Origin of the sequence: Pseudohongiella spirulinae, from assembly GCF_001444425.1 — a bacterium.
GTDB classification, from domain to species: Bacteria; Pseudomonadota; Gammaproteobacteria; order Pseudomonadales; family Pseudohongiellaceae; genus Pseudohongiella; species Pseudohongiella spirulinae.
In genome coordinates, this window is record NZ_CP013189.1 from 3279064 (window position 1) to 3296422 (window position 17359).

A 17359-nucleotide genomic window follows, 5' to 3' on the forward strand; every position below is an offset into this window, starting at 1 on the left:
CCTTCACACGTAGAAGTCCTGATCTTCCTGCTTTTTGAGCAGTGAGTGCATGCGTCCGGCATCATCACCAACAAAATAGACCAGCCCCCAATGGGTGCCGAAGGCTGTTCGTTTGGTGACAATTTCTTCAACCGGCGGCGTCAGTTCGTGCGACTCAAAGTAAGGATCGTCTTCTGTCTCTGCCGGTATCTCCAGTCGGCTGACAACCCGGCGGCGCGGGTAGACACCAAAACAGCCGGCATAAGCTGTGGCGTCTTGCACCGGTGTCGGGAAGTATTCATTAATTTCTTCTTCGGTTGTTTTGGGGTCGAAAACCATCATGGTCGCTTTGTAGGCGTTAAAACCCGGATAAACCCGCTCCAGCAGTTCAAACACTTTAAAGCCTGGCGGTCTGTAGGCAACCTCGCCAAAGTACATTTCGCCATCGCTGGTCACAAAGTATTCCGGATGGATCATGCCAAACTCTATGTCGAAGGCCTTGATCAGCTTGTTGATCTCGGCTTCAATTTTGGGTCGGTATTTTTCCAGCTCCGGTGAGGCCGGCACAAACACGGAATAGCCCAGACTGACGTACTCGGAAATGTTCATAAAGCACACTTTGCCGTTGTGCACCCAGGCCTCCACTGCGAATTCCCAACCATCCAGATGCGACTCCATCAGGGAGGGAAACTCATCATCGGGAATGGCGTCCACGTCATCGGGTGTGCGGATGACCCGATGCCCCAGACACCCCGCCTTGTCGAATGCCTTGAAATGAATGGGATCGTTGGGGTCGCCATCCAATTTGAGCAGTGTCTGGTTCACACGTTTCAGAAAGCGCATCACATCTTCGCGGTCATGTGCTTCTTCAAAAATACCCACACGAATACCACCAAGCTGAGCACGGCGCTTCATCAGCGACTTGTCGCGCATCAGCATGGACTGGCCAAACAATCTCGGATTATCCAGCAGTACAGAATTGATAGCCCCGGCCCACTCCACCGTTTCTTCGAACAGGGGAATGGCCACATCGACCCCCATGTCCTTCAGGGTCTGGGAGATTTCCATTGAGCGATCGTTCAGGCGCTCGAAGTTCCAGGACAGGTAGGGAATATTGTGTTTCTGGCAATAGTCTTCAGCCCACTCGGGGGCCACAACCACGTAGCGACGATCAAACGTTTCGGCGGCTTCTACCGCATTTAATGACCATCCCAGCAGCGCGATATATCCCTTTTGAGGATCCTTCTGCATGCAATTTCTCCGGTTTTTGGCGAATTTAGCTTTTTTACCATACACGAATGAGATCGCTTCGGCTAATCGCGCAATGGCGGGAGGGCTTCAAAATTCGTCAGAATTGTTGGCATTTCCCGTCAGATTTTTACCGGCATATGTGCTTAAATATTGCTCATATCCCTAGACAGGCAATGCAAAAATGAGAATAAAAGGTCTGATGATGTCCGGCATGCTGCTGGTGTCGGCCCTGGCAAATATCAGCCTGGCCAATAGCGATTTTGGCCTGCTGGACAACACCGGCAAGTTTCATCAACTGAGTCGCTATCGACATCTGGATGCGGTGGCCATGATGAGTTACACAGCGCATGATGATGCGACCCGTGCGGCCGCCGGGCGTTTTGCCGAGAGCTGCCAGGCGGTCGGCGAACAATTGCTGTGTTTTTTAATCAACGCCAGTGACGAGCCGGATGCCATTCGCCGCCATGCTCCTCCGGGAGGTCTGCCGGTGCTGATCGACAGCGCCCAGATAGTCTCACGCACCCTGGACATCACCCATCATGGTCAGGTGGTAACGCTGGATCCGGCCTCTCATGATCCGATTGATCCTTTTGTGCCAGAGTTTGCCGAGCTGACGCAGACCTCTGCCGTGCAGTATCGATTTATTGAGGCGCTGGCCGACCGGACTATCTCCTATCAGGAAGAAATCGCGCCTCTGCTGCAACAGCGCTGCGCTTACTGTCATGTGGAAAACGGCCTGGCGCCCTGGGCCATGAACCGTTACCTGATGGTGATGGGCTGGAGCCCGATGATGCGCGAGACCCTGATTACCCGACGCATGCCGCCGGGTCAGATTGATGATGCCGTGGGAGACTGGCAAAACACTCACAATCTGAGCGATGACGAGTTGGCGCTGCTGGTGGAGTGGATTGATCGCGGCGCGCCTCGCGAAGGCGATGGTGATCCTCTGGCAGGGCCGAGGCCGGAAGCCGAGCCCTGGCCACTGGGCGAACCTGATCTCATAGTGGAGCTACCCGAGCAACGGTTACCGGCCACCGGTAATGTCGATTTTATTGTTGAGCGGGTGCCGCTGAATTTGACGGAAGATCGATGGCTGCGTGCCATTTCCTATCAGATTGGCGACAAAAGTGTTCTGCACAGCCTGCTGGTTTATGCCCTGGACAAGCAGACCGACAGCAGCGATCCGGATGCCCTGATCTCAGACAGCAATGCTGACTACATCAGTGTGTATGTGCCCGGCGAACTGAGCGATTCTTTTGCCAGTGATACCGGCTTTCGCCTTGGCGCCGATCATGACCTGGCTATCAAACTACGCTACCTGACATCAGGTCGGCCCACCGTGGACCGCACTCGAATCGGCCTCTATTTTCATGAAGAGACACCGACACGACAACTGCAAACGATTGCACTGGAAAAACCAGATCTGCAGATCCCGCCCAATGTGCTTGAGCATACCGAGTCGCTGGATTCGGCACCCTTGACTGTTGACGCCTGGCTGGAGAGTTATTCACCTCACGCTCACAGTCGCGGCAAAAGCATGTCGGTCTCCGCCATTAGTCCTCAGGGCGATGAAGAGTTACTGATCAACGTCGCCAACTTCAATTACAACTGGCAGCTCGCCTATCGGCCGTCAGAGGAAAAATTATTGCCCGCCGGTACCGTGTTGAGCGCTGAGACCATTTACGACAACTCGGCATCCAATCCATTTAATCCCGAACCGGATCTGACTGTGGATGCCGGCTACAGCGATCGCTCTGAAATGTTCAGTCATTTTATAAGGATTGCCGTGCCGATTACGGACGCAGTTCGAAGACCTTGAAGCCATTCTCCCAGCTCAGCAACCTGATCTGGGAGAAGTGTTCGGCCGCCAGTGTCTCCAGAGGAATGAATTGATTCACCACAAACACGGCTCGGGTGCTGCGGCGACTGAGCCTCGCCGCTGCACTCAGGAACTTCTGCGTCATGCCTTCGCCCCGACTGAAACCCTGATGGAATGGCGGATTGCATAGGATCAGGTCAAAACGCTCTCGAATTGAAGCTGCGCAATCGTCTGCTACGCACTGCACAGCCAGGTTCTGCTGCGTAAAGTTTTTTTCGGCAGCCAGCAGCGCTGTTACATTATTGTCAGTTGCAACCCGTCTGGCTTCACCCAGAAATACTGTCGACATCATCAGATAGCCCCAGCCACAGCCCAGATCAATAATGCTGTCAACCGACTTGATGTATTTGCATACCGTTGGCAGAGTTTCGACCAGCATGCGGCTGCCTTCATCAACCTTTTCCCAGCCGAAAACACCCGGCTTGCTCCAGAACTGAATACCGTTGTCAGTCACTTCTCTTAACTGTGGATAGTCTGCATCGTCCAGCGCCTGTGTACTCAGAAGCTTTTCGTCTGGCCTGTGAACCTCAACCGAGTAAGCCGTGCCGTGTTTTTTGGCACGGGCAGAACATTGCCAGGTTTTTTCGATGTTTTTGGCAATTGACTTGATGCCATCCTGCTTGCCACCCACCAGCACAAGACGACCGCTCTGAGTCAGACTGCGCAGAGCCTGGTTGATGCAATGATGTGCCTGTAATTTTTCTTTGCATACCCGATAGACAATTTCGTCGAACAATCCCAAATCTGTTAGCGCGTAATCATTCAGGATAACGGAGTAACCATGATCTTTTAATGTCAGCCATGTGTCATACCGATTGCTGACGATTTCAAGATTCGTTTTTGGGACAGGCTCTATCAACATGTCTGATCTGAAGTTTTCGTCAACTATCCACAGCCGTCTGCCACAGGACTCAGGCGTTTCAGACAGGATGTTGATCAGCAGGGATTGGGTCTGGTCTTTCACAATTTTATTCCATTTATTTCCTGGCTGGTCAGTTCACGGTATTCGCCAGGTTTTAGATTTTTATCGAGTTCGATGTCACCTATACGACTTCTGTGCAGGCTGACAACATGTCTGCCACAGGCTGCAAACATACGTTTGATCTGGTGATAACGGCCTTCCTGTAGTTCAATATTAACATGCGTGCCATCTATCACACTTAATTGGGCAGGCAATGTCAGTTTGGTTTCATTTTTCAGTTGAATGCCATTTTTAAACTGCTCAATGATATTATTATCAACCGGAGAATCCAGAATTGCCTGATAAACTTTTGTACACTGCCTACGCGGTGAAATAACCGCATGAACCCAGGCTCCATCGTCACTGATCAGCACCAGTCCTGTGGTGTCCTTGTCCAGGCGACCTGCCACGGAGAGTTTATCGGTATTCTCTGTCAGCAGATCCATGACAACGGGCGCCTGGCTGTCCGTGTTTGCACAGAGGTAACCGGAAGGTTTGTTGAGCATGTAGTAGCGCTGGCTGGGCATTACCAGGGGCATGGCGTCCAGCTCAACCAGGGTTGCCTTGTCGACAGCATGATCTGCCTTTTGACAGACCTTACCATTAACCGAGATGCGTTTTTGTCGAATGATCTTCTTCGCGTCGCTGCGGGTCAATCCTGTACACTGGCTGACATACTTGTCTAGTCTGGACGTGGTCATGCCGCTGCTGCGCACATGACACAGTTGCGACCCTGGTGCTTGCCCTGATAGAGCGCTGAGTCAACCCGACGGATGATGTTGTTGAGTTCTGTGTCGGTCGCGCACACCTGAGTGACAGCGAATGTTGCCGTTACCCGAATACTTTTTCCTTCAAGCACCAGTCTTGTCGTTTCCAGAGACTGCCGCATACGCTCAGCAACCAGCCTGGCCTGGTCAAGGTCAGAATCCGGCAGGATAAAGATAAATTCTTCCCCCCCGAAACGACCCAGAATATCTGATTGACGCAGCGGTGCCTGCAGTAGTTCGGCCACATGACACAGGACCTGATCCCCTACATCATGGCCGTATTGATCATTAATGTCTTTGAAGTGATCCAGGTCGATCAGCCCAAGCACCAGTGGATTGCCGTGGCGCAGGTGGCGATCCAGCTCCCGGCGGAACAGCATCTCGTATTGACGGCGATTACTGAGACCAGTAAGCGGGTCAGTCAGGGCCTGCTGCTTCAGCTCCGATTCTAGAGTCTTGCGCCGCTCGATTTCCTCCTCTAGCTCTTTCAGGGTAATAAACGCTCGACGGTTGCCTGTATTGATACGTAATGCAGCGGCATAACCCAGCAACGCCGGCCACAACAATACCAGCATGGCAAGCACCACGGCGGCCAAGTCAGCGCCCTGAATGGCAATGACTGTGACAATACCTGTAATGCCGACCGCGGCAATAAGATTGTTCAATGGCAGCCTGTTGGGAAGAAAAACATAAATACTGAGTAGCATGATCAACATCACAGCCAGGCCGAAAGTGCCGGCATCCGGGATGAGAAACGGATAGATGAAGTAAAGGGGGTATCCGGCAATGGCAACCCAGGTTGTCGGCCAGCCCCAGGTCGCCCAGTGTGACTTTTTTCCAACAATGTAAGCCAGCCATAACAACATCAGGGCATGCGCCAGCCGCAGCCCACTCAGGATGGCAAAACCGGAAGAACTGCCCAGTGCCAGCCAATCGAGCGGCAGAAATAGCATCAATAAGGCAGCCCAGATACACAAGGCAATTCTCAGAAACCTGACCGTGTGCGGTTCCACGGATTTCAGATACGCCTGCTCCATGGCCGGATCAATAAATTCCGCCCGCCAGGCTGAGATTTGGTAATTATTGTCCGATTGTCCATTCATCGTCTGAATAATAGACGATCTCCGCTAAAGGCGCAGCATTTGTAGTTAAAATGCCTGCAGCGCGTTATGATCTGATCATTGTTGATCGCGTAATTAGTGGTACGTTTCTCAAACTACCCGGACAAGGATATGACAATTCGATTTGCCGTATTGGCAGCCCTTTTACTTTTTGCCCTGACGGCAAAGGCAGAAACTCCGCTGAATTTTGCTGTACTTGATCAGCAGGCGCGCCAACTGCCCCGGCTACACAGTCTGCTCATCAGCCAGAACGGCGAGATGATATTTGAGCGCTACTATCAGGGCCGCTCAGCCAATCAGCCCGCCAACCTGAAGTCTGCATCCAAAAGTATCATGTCTGCTCTGATCGGTATTGCTATCGACAAGGGCTATATCAACAGCGTCGATCAACCTCTTTCTGACTTTTTCCCGGAGTACCTGGATAGCGAACTGCAGGCGGTGGTCACTGACATCACCGTGGAGAACCTGCTGACCATGCAGTCCGGTCTGGCCAGCACCAGCGGGCGCAACTACGGGCGCTGGGTAGTCAAGCAGGACTGGGTTGAAGGTGCGCTGGAGATGCCCATGGTGGCCGAGCCGGGCACAGACATGATTTACAGTACCGGGAGTACGCATCTTCTGTCGGCTTTGCTGGAACGTGCCAGTGGCATGAACAGCAAAACCTTTGCACAACGCTACCTGGCCGACCCGCTGGACTTTCGCATGGCTTACTGGAGTCAGGATCCGCAAGGCATCTACTTTGGCGGCAATGATATGGAAATGCGTCCCCGCGACATGCTGGCGATTGGCAGACTGTTTATCAATGGCGGACAACATGAAGGCGAGCAGATCATTTCCCGACGCTGGGTGGCCGACTCGCTGATGGCACGGGCGGAATCCCCTCGTGGCGAAGGACGCTTTTACGGCTATGGCTGGTGGCTGCGTGATATGGCCGGGCTGCAGGTGCCATTGGCCTGGGGTTATGGCGGACAGCTCATGTTTATTTTGCCGGAATTTGATATGGTCATCGTAGCCACATCAGACAGCACACCGGGCGACACCAGGCGCGGTCATCTCGGACGATTGTACGATCTGGTCGAATATCAGATTATTGCCCCTCTGCTGGAAGATCATCTATAAGAAATACAAAACAGGGACTCAAGTATGTCAGCTCGACTTTCGGGGAAAACGGCCATCATTACCGGCGCCACCAGTGGCATCGGCGAAGCCACAGCGCGGATTTTTGCGGCACAGGGTGCACAGTTGGTGATCGCCGGTCGCAGTACAGAACGCGGCGAAGCGCTGGTTCAGGAGTTAAAAACCAAATACGGCGACCACTTCATGTTCCACCAGGTCAACGTGATTCACGAGCAGGAGATGGCCGACCTGGTGGATGCCTGCGTAGATCACTTTGGCAAACTCGATTGCCTGTTCAACAATGCCGGCGCGGGCGAGCGCAGCAGCGTCGAAGAGGTCTCTGAAGAAAGTTTTGACCGGGTTATGCGCCTGCTGGTTGGCAGCGTGGTGTTCGGCATGAAGCACGCCGCCCGTGTCATGAAAGCCGGCCATGGCGGCAGCATTATCAACAACGCCAGCATAGCGGCGCATCGCATCAATCAGGGCGGCTATCTGTATTCGGGCGCCAAGGCGGCCGTTTCTCACATGACCCGCCTGGCCGGGGTTGAACTCGGTCCGCACAATATTCGTGTTAACGCCATTTCCCCCGGGGCCATCGCCACACCGATATTCTGGGGTGGTTCAGCCCGGGCGCAAATTCTGAGCGAACAGGAAAACGCCGCCAAGATGGCCAAACTGCAAGGCAATCTGGCCAATGCAACACCGACTCCCCGCTCCGGGCTGCCGGAAGACATTGCCTACACGGCACTGTTTCTGGCCAGTGATGAGGGCAGCTACATTAACTGTCAGGACATCGTTGTGGACGGTGGCCGCATTGCCATGTTTAACGAAAAATCATGAAATCACCTGAACTGCTTTGGCAACCCTCCGGGCAGCGCATCCGTGACGCCGGCATTACCCGCTACCAGGAATGGCTGAAAGAAACCCGCGGCCTGAGCTTTGCCAGTTATGACGACTTGTGGACCTGGTCAACGACTGAAATCGAAGCGTTCTGGGAGAGTATCTGGCAGTTTGGTGGTGTCATATCCCACGCGCATTATCAACAGGTCCTGGTGGAGCGCAAAATGCCGGGCGCGCGCTGGTTTGAAGGCGCCACCCTGAATTACGCCGAGCATGCGCTGGCCAGAGGCCTGCAGGCTGAGTTCCGGGACATGCCGGCCCTGATCGCCGAATCCGAGGTTCGGGGCCGCACAGAAATCAGCTGGCACAGCCTGCGTCAACAGGTCGGTGCGCTGGCTGCCACACTGCGCTCTGTCGGCCTTGAGCAAGGTGACCGGGCCGTGGCCTATCTGCCCAACATACCGGAAACCGTCACGGCCATGCTGGCCGTCACCAGCCTGGGCGGCATCTGGTCCTGCGCGGCGCCGGATATGGGGGCGGTCGGCGTGCTGGATCGCTTCCGGCAGATTGAACCGAAGGTGCTGTTTGCTATAGACGGCTATCGTTATGGTGGACGTGAGTTTGATCGCAGGGACATTGTCAGCAAGCTGCTTCAGGATCTGCCCTCGGTAGAAACCATCATCTTTCTGCCTTATCTGAATGCCGAAGCGGCACCTGATGTGACGGCAGTTGGACGCGAGCTGCACGTCATCCCGTTTGCATCGGCAACTGCCGAGCTGCAGGAACCGCAGTTTACGCCGGTCCCTTTCTCCACACCCTTGTGGATTGTCTATTCCTCCGGCACGACAGGCATGCCCAAACCCATTGTGCACGGCCACGGTGGCGTGGTGATACAGACCTTCAAGGCCGGCTTGCTGCATGCTGATGCCAAGCCCGGCGACCGAGCCTTCTGGTACTCATCCACCAACTGGATCATGTGGAACTCCAGCATCAACGGGCTGATCAATGGCGTCACCGTACTGTTGTTCGACGGCAATCCCGGTTTCCCCGACATCAGCACCCTGTGGCGCTTTGCCGAACGCGAACGTCTTAACTCATTCGGCACCAGTCCGGCCTTTATTTCCCTGTGCATGAAAGACGGCATCACACCCAAAAATGAGTTTGATCTCTCAGAGTTGCGCTCAGTCGGCTGCACCGGCTCGCCGCTGTCTGAGGAGGGTTATCGCTGGGTCTATTCCCATGTGAAGGATGACGTACGGCTGGGCTGCATTTCCGGCGGCACAGACCCGGGTGCCTGTTTTCTGAATACCTGCTCCATTCTGCCCGTGTACGCGGGTGAAATGCAGTGCCGGGAGCTGGGCATTGCCACTCACGCCTTTAATGACGAAGGCCAGTCAGTCATTGATGAAGTCGGTGAGTTAGTGGTCACTCAGCCCATGCCCTCTATGCCGCTGTTCTTTTGGGGCGATACCGACGGCTCTCGCTATTTCAGCAGCTATTTTGAAAACTTCCCCGGCGTCTGGTGTCACGGCGACTGGCTGAAGCTGATACCACGACCGGAGTCGATCACAGGCATTATCTATGGCCGATCCGATTCGACGATCAACCGCCACGGCATTCGTATGGGTACCAGCGAGATTTATCGCGTGGTCGAAGAGTTTGATGAGGTGCTCGATGCCTTGGTCGTCGACCTGGAATATCTGCAAAAAGACTCTTATATGGCGCTGTTTGTCGTGCTGCGCGACCCGATGTTCAAGTTTGACGCCAATCCCTGTGGCCCTGCCCCGGATGGCCGGGTGGCAGGTGTTGCCTCACGACAGGGCGAAAAGTCAGAAGCGGTAACCGGCGTTTCCGAACCCCTGCGCGCCGCCCTGGTGGATGCCATCAAGACACTGTTGTCAGCCCGCCACATCCCGGATGGAATTTTTGCCATACCCACGGTGCCGCGGACCCTGTCGGGCAAAAAGCTGGAGATTCCGGTAAAACGCATCCTGCTGGGACATGATTTAAGCAAGGCCGTGAACCGCGATTCCATGATCAATCCGGAATCCATCGACTGGTTTGTTGCCTTTGCGGCCGGACGCAACGACAATAGCGCGCTTTAATCCACAGGACAGCCCTGAACATGGATGCGCTGCTTGTATCAACCGGTCTGGTGGCACTGGCCGAAATCGGTGACCGCACCCAGTTGCTGGCCTTCTTGCTGGCAGCGCGGTTTCGTCGCCCCGTTCCGATCATCCTGGCTATTCTGGCCGCGACCCTGGCCAATCACGCGGCCGCCGGGGCGCTGGGTGCCTGGCTGACCAGCATCATGGAGCCACAGGCACTGCGCTGGGTCCTGGGTGTGTCTTTTCTTGCCATGGCCGTGTGGATTCTGGTGCCCGACAAAATTGACGACTCGGCACCGCCCATGTCTCGTTATGGGGTTTTTGCGACTACATTTCTGGCCTTTTTTATCGCCGAAATCGGCGACAAAACCCAGATTGCCACCGTGGCACTGGCCGCCCAGTACCAGGCCCTGACCATGGTGGTGATTGGCACCACGCTGGGCATGATGATTGCCAATGTGCCAGCCGTGTTGCTGGGTGACCGTTTTGCGCACAAATTACCCGTAAAAGTCGTGCATGCCGTTGCGGCGGCGATCTTTGCCACTCTGGGTGTTGCCACCCTGTTGGGAGCTGGCAGCGGTTTAGGGTTTTAGAGCATGACGGCGCTACCGATCGATGAGGTGATTGCCCCGCTGCGCCAGTCCCTGGCCGATCATAATCGCTGCCTGCTGGTTGCACAGCCCGGTGCCGGCAAAACGACTCGTGTTCCTCTGGCATTGCTTGAGGACACCGCGCCAGGTCAGCGCTGGCTGCTGCTGGAACCGCGCCGCGTGGCCACCCGCCTGGCCGCGTCCTACATGGCCAGCCAGCTTGGTGAACAGGTCGGGCAAACCGTTGGCTACCGGGTGCGGGGCGAGAGTCGGGTAAGCAGCCAAACCCGCCTGGAGGTCCTGACCCAGGGCATTTTGACCCGCATGCTGCAGGATGATCCCAGTCTGCCCGGCGTCGCGGGCCTGATCTTTGATGAATTTCATGAGCGATCCCTGGATGCCGACCTGGGTCTGGCGTTAGCCCTGGACGCCCAGCAGGCATTACGGGAAGATCTGAAGTTACTGGTCATGTCGGCGACGCTGGACACTCAGGCACTGTTGAGTCTGCTGGGCGCAGAGACCCCGCTGATTGAATGTCCTGGCCGGAGCTGGCCTGTCACTACCTTTTATCGCAGCGCCGCCCGCCAGGAAACGGATCAGGCGCAGCAAAGCCGTGTGGTGCTGGAAGCACTGAACGCCCACTCGGGTGACCTGCTGGTATTTCTGCCCGGCCAGGGTGAAATCCGCCGCCTGCAACAATCCCTGGCGCAGTCACTGCGCAGTGATGTTGACGTTCTGCCACTGCATGGCCAGATGCCGCTGGCTCAGCAACAGGCGGTGCTGCGCCGCGATGATGACAGTCGACGGCGCATCATTCTGACCACGGCGCTGGCCGAATCCAGCGTCACGGTGCCCGGCGTCAGAATTGTCATTGACGGCGGTCGCGAGCGTGTCGCGGTTTATCAGCCGCGCACCGGGCTGACCAGACTGGAGACCCGGCGTGTCAATCAGGCCAGTGCCGATCAGCGCCGCGGACGAGCCGGACGGGAAGCGGCCGGTTTCTGTTATCGATTATGGCCGGAAGACACCGTGCTGAACGCTCATCGGCAAGCAGAAATCCAGCAGGCCGACCTGGCGGGTCTGGTCTACGAACTGGCCCGCTGGGGCGTGCATGAACCTGAAGCCCTGAGCTGGATCACCCCGCCTCCCGCACCCGCCTGGCAGACCGCTCGTCAGTTATTAATCGACCTGAACCTGCTGCAGAGCGACGGGCAACTCAGCCCGCTGGGACGGCGCAGCGCCCGCTGGCCCTCTCATCCACGTCTGGCTCGCATGCAACAATTGGCCGCCGAATCCGGCAATCCGGCGCTGCCAGAACTGGCCGCAAAGCTGGTGAACTGGCTGGAAGAAAACCGCAGTGACGCGCACATCGACCTGAGCATCACCCTGAAAGCTGATCATGCGCAACTGGCCGCATTATTACTGGCCGCCTATCCAGACCGGGTCGCCTGCCAGCAGAGCGATGGACAGTTCAAGCTGCTAAGCGGCGGCCAGGCCAGAGTGCCGGCCGACAATCGCCTGGCCAAAGCCGCCTTGATCATTGTTGTTGAACTGGACGGGCAGGCAGCAGCGGCACGGGTGTTCTCAGCCGTCGAGCTACCGGACTCTGTGCTGGCAAAACAATACCCCGACACCGACAAATGGCAGCCGCAAACCTTCTGGGATGACGCCACTCAGAAAATGATGGTAGAAGTGCAACGTTTGCTCACCATTGGAACCCGGCAACTCACGCTGGCCCGGCGGACCAGCCAACTAAGCCCCAGGGATCTGCCCGAAAGTCAGTTGCAGCAAGCCTTGATTGAAGCCCTGCGCAAGCGCGGCACCCTTCCCTGGCCGGACCAGGATCAACAATTACTGGGCCGCCTGCGGCTGCTGAATAAAGTACTGGGAGCCCCGTGGCCGTCGGTCGAGGACCAGGATCTGCTGGATTCGCTGGAAACCTGGCTGGCGCCACACCTGAAGGGGCTTCACCGCCTGGATCAGGTCGCCAGGCTGCCACTGGCGCAATGCCTGCTGCAAAGCCTGGACTGGCAATGCCAACAGCGCATTGAGCAACTGGCGCCTGCTCATATAAAAGTCCCCAGCGGCTCCTATATCCGCATTGACTACAGTGGCGACGAGCCGGTGCTGGCGGTCAAACTACAGGAAATGTTCGGTCAATCCGAGACGCCGCGAATAGTGGACGGCAAAGTCCCCCTGCTGATTCACCTGCTGTCCCCGGCCCGAAGACCCGTGCAGATCACCCGCGACCTGGCTGGATTCTGGGCTAACAGCTATTTCGCCGTGCGCAAGGACCTGCGTGGCCGATACCCGAAACACCCCTGGCCCGACAATCCCCTGCAGGCGCAGGCAACTGCCCGGACCAAGGCCGCCCTGAAACGATCAGATGCCGATCCGGTCCCTTAATCCCTGCACCGCATTCTGTACTTCTTCTTCAGCCTGTTGCTCAAGCTCCTGAGCACGCTGTTCAGCTTCTGAACGTAACTGTTCGGTGGCCTCATCCACCCGACCGCGCAATTCGCCCTCCAGGGCCGAGGTCATGGCGTTTCCGGCATTGCGCGCCAGTTGCGTCAGCAGCGGCCGGGCAATCTGCCGGGCCAGTTCTTCGGGAGTACCCTGCACTGCCGGGATGGCCACATTGCCTAGATTGACATTGACGGCGCGCGGCAGCCGATCGGACTGCAAGGAACCCTGGATGCCATCGACTGTGAGTGCATCAATCGCGATCACTGGTTGTGGACCGGCGGGCTCGGCTTCCGGTGGCGGCTCCTGGGCAGGGAAACGAGCCATAATGGCATTGATATTGGAGCTCATACCCTGCATTTCATAAAGCACATACGGATTCACTGAGCGGATGTTGGTGATGCGGATAACATCGGAAGCAAGGCTGCGGATATCGATACCCACACTCAGCTCATCGAAGCGCATCATGTCCTGATTACTGAATCCGGCAGGGTTAGCAATCGCAAAGCCGTAGAGACTGGCCGAACCGCCACCCAGATCAACACTGACAGATTGCACGGTAACCGGTGTGCCCAATGCGTCCGTGCCCGCCGTTTCGATGGCGCGCTTTACCAGACCATCCAGATTATTTACCAGAAAAATCATGCCGGCGCCGACCAGGAGAACCAGCACAAGCACCACGCCTAACAATTTTTTCATCTGGGGTCTCCCGTTTTTCGTAGAATTTCAGCATGCTCGCGTAAACTATGCGCACGATGCCTGTTGACGTCAAGCCCGCAACAACTTTGCGCTGTCACTGGCTTTGCATTACGATGTTCGATCCCGCCAATCAGGAGAATAACAATGTGTGACCAGCATACCCTGGAAGATGATATTGAATTTCTGAAAAAGAGTGGACAACTCTCACGTCGTCAGTTCGGCAAGCTGACCGCCGGCGCAGCCGCTATGGCCATATTGCCGCCGGTTGCCAACGCGCAGGACGTCATGGAGATGGATGTCACCATTACCACCCCCGATGGCGTGGCCGACTGTTATTTTGTCCATCCCATGGGTCGCCGCGCACCGGCCGTGCTGATGTGGCCTGACATTCTGGGTCTGCGCCCGGCCTTCCGCGAAATGGGCAAGCGCCTGGCACAGTCCGGTTATGCCGTGCTGGTGGTCAACCCCTTCTACCGCAGCGCGCCGTCGCCTGTCGTTCCTGAAGGAGCTAGCTTCCAGGATCCGGATATCCGCAGCATCGTCATGCCCATGGCCGGTCAACTGAATGCGCGCACCCATGTCAGCGATGCGCAGGCCTTCGTGAGCTGGCTGGATCAGCAGGGGCCGGTGGATACCAACCGCAAAATCGGCACCATGGGTTACTGCATGGGCGGTCCGATTGTGATGCGCACTGCAGCCGCGCTGCCCGAGCGAATAGGCGCTGGCGGATCTTTCCACGGCGGTGGCCTGACGACTGACAATCCGGATAGCCCGCACCTGGGCATTCCGCAAATGGATGCCCATATGCTGATTGCTGTGGCAGCCAATGATGACGAACGCGACCCCGAATCCAAAGAGATTTTGCGTGCCGCCTTTGCCGCCGCCAATGTGCCTGCCGAAGTTGAAGTCTATGAAGGTGCCATGCACGGCTGGTGTGTGATTGACTCAGCGGTCTATCATGAAGAACAGGCCGAGCGCGCCTGGGGCCGAATGCTGGCCATATTCGAGACAGCTCTCTAATTGCAAATCTTACTGGGTCAGTCAGTACTTACATATGCTGGCTGACCCACTGCCTGAACTGCTGCGCTGGCAACGCACCTGACAATCGCGCCACCTCCTTGCCTGCCCTGAAAATCATCAGCGTCGGTATGCTGCGAATAGCAAACCGGGCGGCCAGTTGTTGTTGCTCTTCAGTATTGATTTTGCCGAAACGGACATGTGGCTCCATGGCGACCGCCGTCTGCTCAAACACCGGCGCAAACTGTCGGCAGGGTCCGCACCAGGATGCCCAGAAATCAACCACCAAAGGCAGATCCACCTGGCTGTGCGCGCTGAAGGCAGTTTGATCCAGAGACAGCGGATGGCCGGTGAAGAGTGGCGATTTACAGGCCCCGCAGCGACTGACATCGGTCAAGCGCTCTGCAGGCAGGCGGTTCTTGCGATGACAGGACGGGCAGGCAAGCGTGACAGGGTTCTGTGACATACGGGATTCCCCCACAGTAGTGATTGCTTGATAATGTATGGGCTCTCGCCTGCATTACAAGCCCCGTCTGTACCTCCGGTTTATCTTGACAAGACTTCACGTAAAGTACATTTTCTGTGTTTTTGATTGCCGCATACTCGGCGCAGAATTCCAGCTGTAATTCACAACAAGGAGACTGAGGAATGAAAAGAACCCGCCTGTTTACCGGCCTGCTGACGGCGGCTGTGCTGTCTGTCGCATCCACCGGCGCGCTGGCCCAGCGCGGCGCCACAGGGCCGGCAGAACATGCCGATGTCACACCCATCAACAACCTGCCGAATCCTTACGAAACCGTTCGCGATTGGGGCACACTGCCGGATAACCGCAATTGGGGTTCGGTGAGCGCTGTGCACGTTGATATTGACGGCATCCATGTCTGGGCCGGTGACCGCTGTGGCACCAACTCCTGTGCACTGTCCGACGTCGATCCTATCGTCAAGCTGGATCCGGACGGCAACGTGGTACAGAGCTTTGGTGCCGGCGTCATAGTCTGGCCACATGGCATTGAAGTCGACCACGAAGGCAATATCTGGATTGCCGATGCCCGCCTGCCCAACGCCCAGGAACTGGCACAGAACCCGAATATCAGCGGCGGCAATCAGGTCGTTAAATTCAGTCCGGAAGGCGAAGTGCTGATGGTCCTGGGAACACCCGGTGAAGCCGGCAACCCGCCCACCCATTTTACCGAGCCGAATGACGTGCTGGTTGCTCCGGATGGACACATTTTTGTGTCTGAAACCCACAGCGCCCAGTTTATGGACGAGCAAGGCCCGGCCGCCATGAGCCGTATCTCCAAGTTTGCGCCAGATGGCACATTCGTGAAGAGCTGGGGCACCTGGGGATATGGCGAAGGCGAAATGCGATCCCCGCACGCACTGGCCATGGACTCACAAGGCCGTATATTTGCCGCCGACCGGGGCAACCGTCGTATCCAGATTTTTGACCAGGACGGCAACCATCTGGACACCTGGTATCAGTTCAGCCGCATTAGCGGACTGTTTATTGACGAGAATGATGTGCTGTACGCCATCGACTCCGAATCAGACAGCAACTACAACCCGGGCTGGCGCAAAGGGATGCGTATCGGCAGCGCCAAAACCGGCGATGTGTGGTACTACATTCCGGAGCACATGTCTGAGCGGCCCACTGGCATGGGCGGCATCGGTGCAATGGGTGAAGGTGTGACCGTTGATCGCAACGGCAATATCTACGCGGGTGAAGTGGGCCCGGTGCAGGGCATGACCAAGTTTATCCCGCGCCTGTTGCCGGATAACTTCCCGCAGCACTGATACTGCCGCACAATTTAGTGCAGCAGCGATCGAATCTGCCATAAGCGGCACCGATCCATCGCGAACGGTACTGGGCATTCAGAGACGGCGCATCCTTTACCGGATGCGCCGTTTTTTATTGCAGCAAATCCAGAATGACCGGCAGCATGGATAAGACCAGCAACGCTGCCATCAGATAATTAAACTGCCTCAAGCGCACCGGGTCAGACAGCAGATTCTGAAGCCCCAGACCAAAAAACAGCCAGGTCAGCGCACTGGGAATAGACGCCGTGACAAAGATCATCGCGATATTAATGACCTGCGCATAAATATCCCCATCACTGGTGGTAAAAGCGGCAATCGCTCCGGTGGCCATCACCCAGGCTTTGGGGTTCACCCACTGAAATGCTGCCGACTGCAGAAAGGTCAGTGGCTTGATGTTGCGGGCTTTTTCCGGCTCACCGGAACGTGCAATGCGCCAGGCCAGGTACAGCAGGTAGCTTATGCCCACAACACTGATGATTTCGTGCAGGCGCGGCGACTGCTGAAACACCGTGCCCAGCCCAAAACCCACCGCGAGGAACATGGCCGGAAAGCCAATACACACCCCCAGCAACAAGGGCACACTGCGCCGGAACCCAAAATTGACGCCGGAACTCATGAGCATCACATTGTTGGGTCCGGGTGTAATAGCGGCCGTCAGAGCAAAGATAAAAACGGAAACGATGAATTGCGTGCTAATGGCGGTGACACCTGTGTCAGGGAGACTTCAATCGGGTAAACTGTCCCGTCTTT

At 56.3% G+C, this 17359-nt stretch carries 15 protein-coding genes; 8 read left to right on the top strand and 7 right to left on the bottom strand.

Translation table 11 applies throughout. The annotated features are described in order from the left end of the window. Window positions 1-3: 3 nt before the first annotated feature. Window positions 4-1230 carry an ATP-grasp domain-containing protein gene (locus tag PS2015_RS15080; protein WP_058023003.1) on the bottom strand — a complete coding sequence of 409 codons (1227 nt, stop codon included), beginning with the start codon at window positions 1228-1230 and terminating at the stop codon, window positions 4-6. Between the two features lie 181 nt (window positions 1231-1411). Here PS2015_RS15080 and PS2015_RS15085 point away from each other — a divergent pair, with 181 nt between their 5' ends. After that, window positions 1412-3049, top strand: coding sequence for a thioredoxin domain-containing protein (locus PS2015_RS15085; RefSeq protein WP_058023004.1), 1638 nt, complete (start codon window positions 1412-1414; stop codon window positions 3047-3049). Here PS2015_RS15085 and PS2015_RS15090 read toward each other — a convergent pair. Genes PS2015_RS15090 through PS2015_RS15100 form a run of 3 tightly spaced genes read right to left on the bottom strand, consistent with a single transcriptional unit; the run spans window position 3024 to window position 5940 of the window. Further along, window positions 3024-4073 carry a class I SAM-dependent methyltransferase gene (locus PS2015_RS15090; RefSeq protein ID WP_058023005.1) on the bottom strand — a complete coding sequence of 350 codons (1050 nt, stop codon included), beginning with the start codon at window positions 4071-4073 and terminating at the stop codon, window positions 3024-3026. The genes PS2015_RS15085 and PS2015_RS15090 overlap by 26 nt on opposite strands. Further along, window positions 4070-4771, bottom strand: coding sequence for a pseudouridine synthase (locus PS2015_RS15095; protein WP_058023006.1), 702 nt, complete (start codon window positions 4769-4771; stop codon window positions 4070-4072). The genes PS2015_RS15090 and PS2015_RS15095 overlap by 4 nt, the downstream gene beginning before the upstream one ends. Continuing rightward, window positions 4768-5940: a GGDEF domain-containing protein gene (locus PS2015_RS15100; RefSeq protein ID WP_058023007.1), complete on the bottom strand. Its 1173-nt coding sequence runs from the start codon at window positions 5938-5940 to the stop codon at window positions 4768-4770. Before PS2015_RS15100 ends, PS2015_RS15095 begins: the two co-directional genes overlap by 4 nt. 129 nt (window positions 5941-6069) lie before the next feature. On the opposite strand from PS2015_RS15100, the gene PS2015_RS15105 reads away from it, so the two are divergent. The 5 genes from PS2015_RS15105 to hrpB are packed head-to-tail and all read left to right on the top strand — an operon-like array spanning window position 6070 to window position 13018. Continuing rightward, complete coding sequence (locus tag PS2015_RS15105) at window positions 6070-7077, top strand: serine hydrolase domain-containing protein (protein ID WP_058023008.1); 1008 nt, start codon at window positions 6070-6072, stop codon at window positions 7075-7077. Between the two features lie 24 nt (window positions 7078-7101). Beyond that, window positions 7102-7914, top strand: a complete 813-nt coding sequence (locus PS2015_RS15110) for an SDR family NAD(P)-dependent oxidoreductase (protein WP_058023009.1) — start codon at window positions 7102-7104, stop codon at window positions 7912-7914. Continuing rightward, window positions 7911-10019, top strand: coding sequence for an acetoacetate--CoA ligase (locus tag PS2015_RS15115; protein ID WP_058023010.1), 2109 nt, complete (start codon window positions 7911-7913; stop codon window positions 10017-10019). Before PS2015_RS15110 ends, PS2015_RS15115 begins: the two co-directional genes overlap by 4 nt. 20 nt (window positions 10020-10039) lie before the next feature. Continuing rightward, a complete protein-coding gene (locus PS2015_RS15120; protein WP_058023011.1) occupies window positions 10040-10615 on the top strand; it encodes a TMEM165/GDT1 family protein in 576 nt (191 codons plus the stop codon). Between the two features lie 3 nt (window positions 10616-10618). Beyond that, window positions 10619-13018 carry an ATP-dependent helicase HrpB gene (hrpB, locus tag PS2015_RS15125; protein ID WP_058023012.1) on the top strand — a complete coding sequence of 800 codons (2400 nt, stop codon included), beginning with the start codon at window positions 10619-10621 and terminating at the stop codon, window positions 13016-13018. Here hrpB and PS2015_RS15130 read toward each other — a convergent pair. After that, a complete protein-coding gene (locus PS2015_RS15130) occupies window positions 12995-13774 on the bottom strand; it encodes a hypothetical protein (RefSeq protein WP_058023013.1) in 780 nt (259 codons plus the stop codon). The two genes, hrpB and PS2015_RS15130, sit on opposite strands and share 24 nt — an antisense overlap. A 144-nt stretch (window positions 13775-13918) precedes the next feature. On the opposite strand from PS2015_RS15130, the gene PS2015_RS15135 reads away from it, so the two are divergent. Then, window positions 13919-14794 carry a dienelactone hydrolase family protein gene (locus PS2015_RS15135; protein ID WP_058023014.1) on the top strand — a complete coding sequence of 292 codons (876 nt, stop codon included), beginning with the start codon at window positions 13919-13921 and terminating at the stop codon, window positions 14792-14794. A 28-nt stretch (window positions 14795-14822) separates the two neighbouring features. Here the strand turns inward: PS2015_RS15135 and trxC are convergent, their stop codons facing one another. Beyond that, entirely contained in the window at window positions 14823-15257 is a 435-nt protein-coding gene (gene trxC, locus PS2015_RS15140; protein ID WP_058023015.1) for a thioredoxin TrxC, read from the bottom strand. Between the two features lie 182 nt (window positions 15258-15439). On the opposite strand from trxC, the gene PS2015_RS15145 reads away from it, so the two are divergent. Beyond that, complete coding sequence (locus PS2015_RS15145; RefSeq protein ID WP_058023016.1) at window positions 15440-16585, top strand: peptidyl-alpha-hydroxyglycine alpha-amidating lyase family protein; 1146 nt, start codon at window positions 15440-15442, stop codon at window positions 16583-16585. A 115-nt stretch (window positions 16586-16700) separates the two neighbouring features. On the opposite strand, the gene PS2015_RS15150 is transcribed toward PS2015_RS15145, so the two are convergent. Continuing rightward, complete coding sequence (locus PS2015_RS15150) at window positions 16701-17306, bottom strand: LysE family translocator (RefSeq protein WP_058023017.1); 606 nt, start codon at window positions 17304-17306, stop codon at window positions 16701-16703. Between the last annotated feature and the right edge of the window lie 53 nt (window positions 17307-17359).

Bases quoted from the DNA above. Each gene is read 5' to 3' on its own strand.
- PS2015_RS15080 (WP_058023003.1), bottom strand. From the start codon at position 1,230: ATGCAGAAGGATCCTCAAAAGGGATATATCGCGCTGCTGGGATGGTCA.
- PS2015_RS15085 (WP_058023004.1), top strand. From the start codon at position 1,412: ATGAGAATAAAAGGTCTGATGATGTCCGGCATGCTGCTGGTGTCGGCC.
- PS2015_RS15095 (WP_058023006.1), bottom strand. From the start codon at position 4,771: ATGACCACGTCCAGACTAGACAAGTATGTCAGCCAGTGTACAGGATTG.
- PS2015_RS15100 (WP_058023007.1), bottom strand. From the start codon at position 5,940: ATGAATGGACAATCGGACAATAATTACCAAATCTCAGCCTGGCGGGCG.
- PS2015_RS15105 (WP_058023008.1), top strand. From the start codon at position 6,070: ATGACAATTCGATTTGCCGTATTGGCAGCCCTTTTACTTTTTGCCCTG.
- PS2015_RS15110 (WP_058023009.1), top strand. From the start codon at position 7,102: ATGTCAGCTCGACTTTCGGGGAAAACGGCCATCATTACCGGCGCCACC.
- PS2015_RS15115 (WP_058023010.1), top strand. From the start codon at position 7,911: ATGAAATCACCTGAACTGCTTTGGCAACCCTCCGGGCAGCGCATCCGT.
- PS2015_RS15120 (WP_058023011.1), top strand. From the start codon at position 10,040: ATGGATGCGCTGCTTGTATCAACCGGTCTGGTGGCACTGGCCGAAATC.
- hrpB (WP_058023012.1), top strand. From the start codon at position 10,619: ATGACGGCGCTACCGATCGATGAGGTGATTGCCCCGCTGCGCCAGTCC.
- PS2015_RS15130 (WP_058023013.1), bottom strand. From the start codon at position 13,774: ATGAAAAAATTGTTAGGCGTGGTGCTTGTGCTGGTTCTCCTGGTCGGC.
- PS2015_RS15135 (WP_058023014.1), top strand. From the start codon at position 13,919: ATGTGTGACCAGCATACCCTGGAAGATGATATTGAATTTCTGAAAAAG.
- trxC (WP_058023015.1), bottom strand. From the start codon at position 15,257: ATGTCACAGAACCCTGTCACGCTTGCCTGCCCGTCCTGTCATCGCAAG.
- PS2015_RS15145 (WP_058023016.1), top strand. From the start codon at position 15,440: ATGAAAAGAACCCGCCTGTTTACCGGCCTGCTGACGGCGGCTGTGCTG.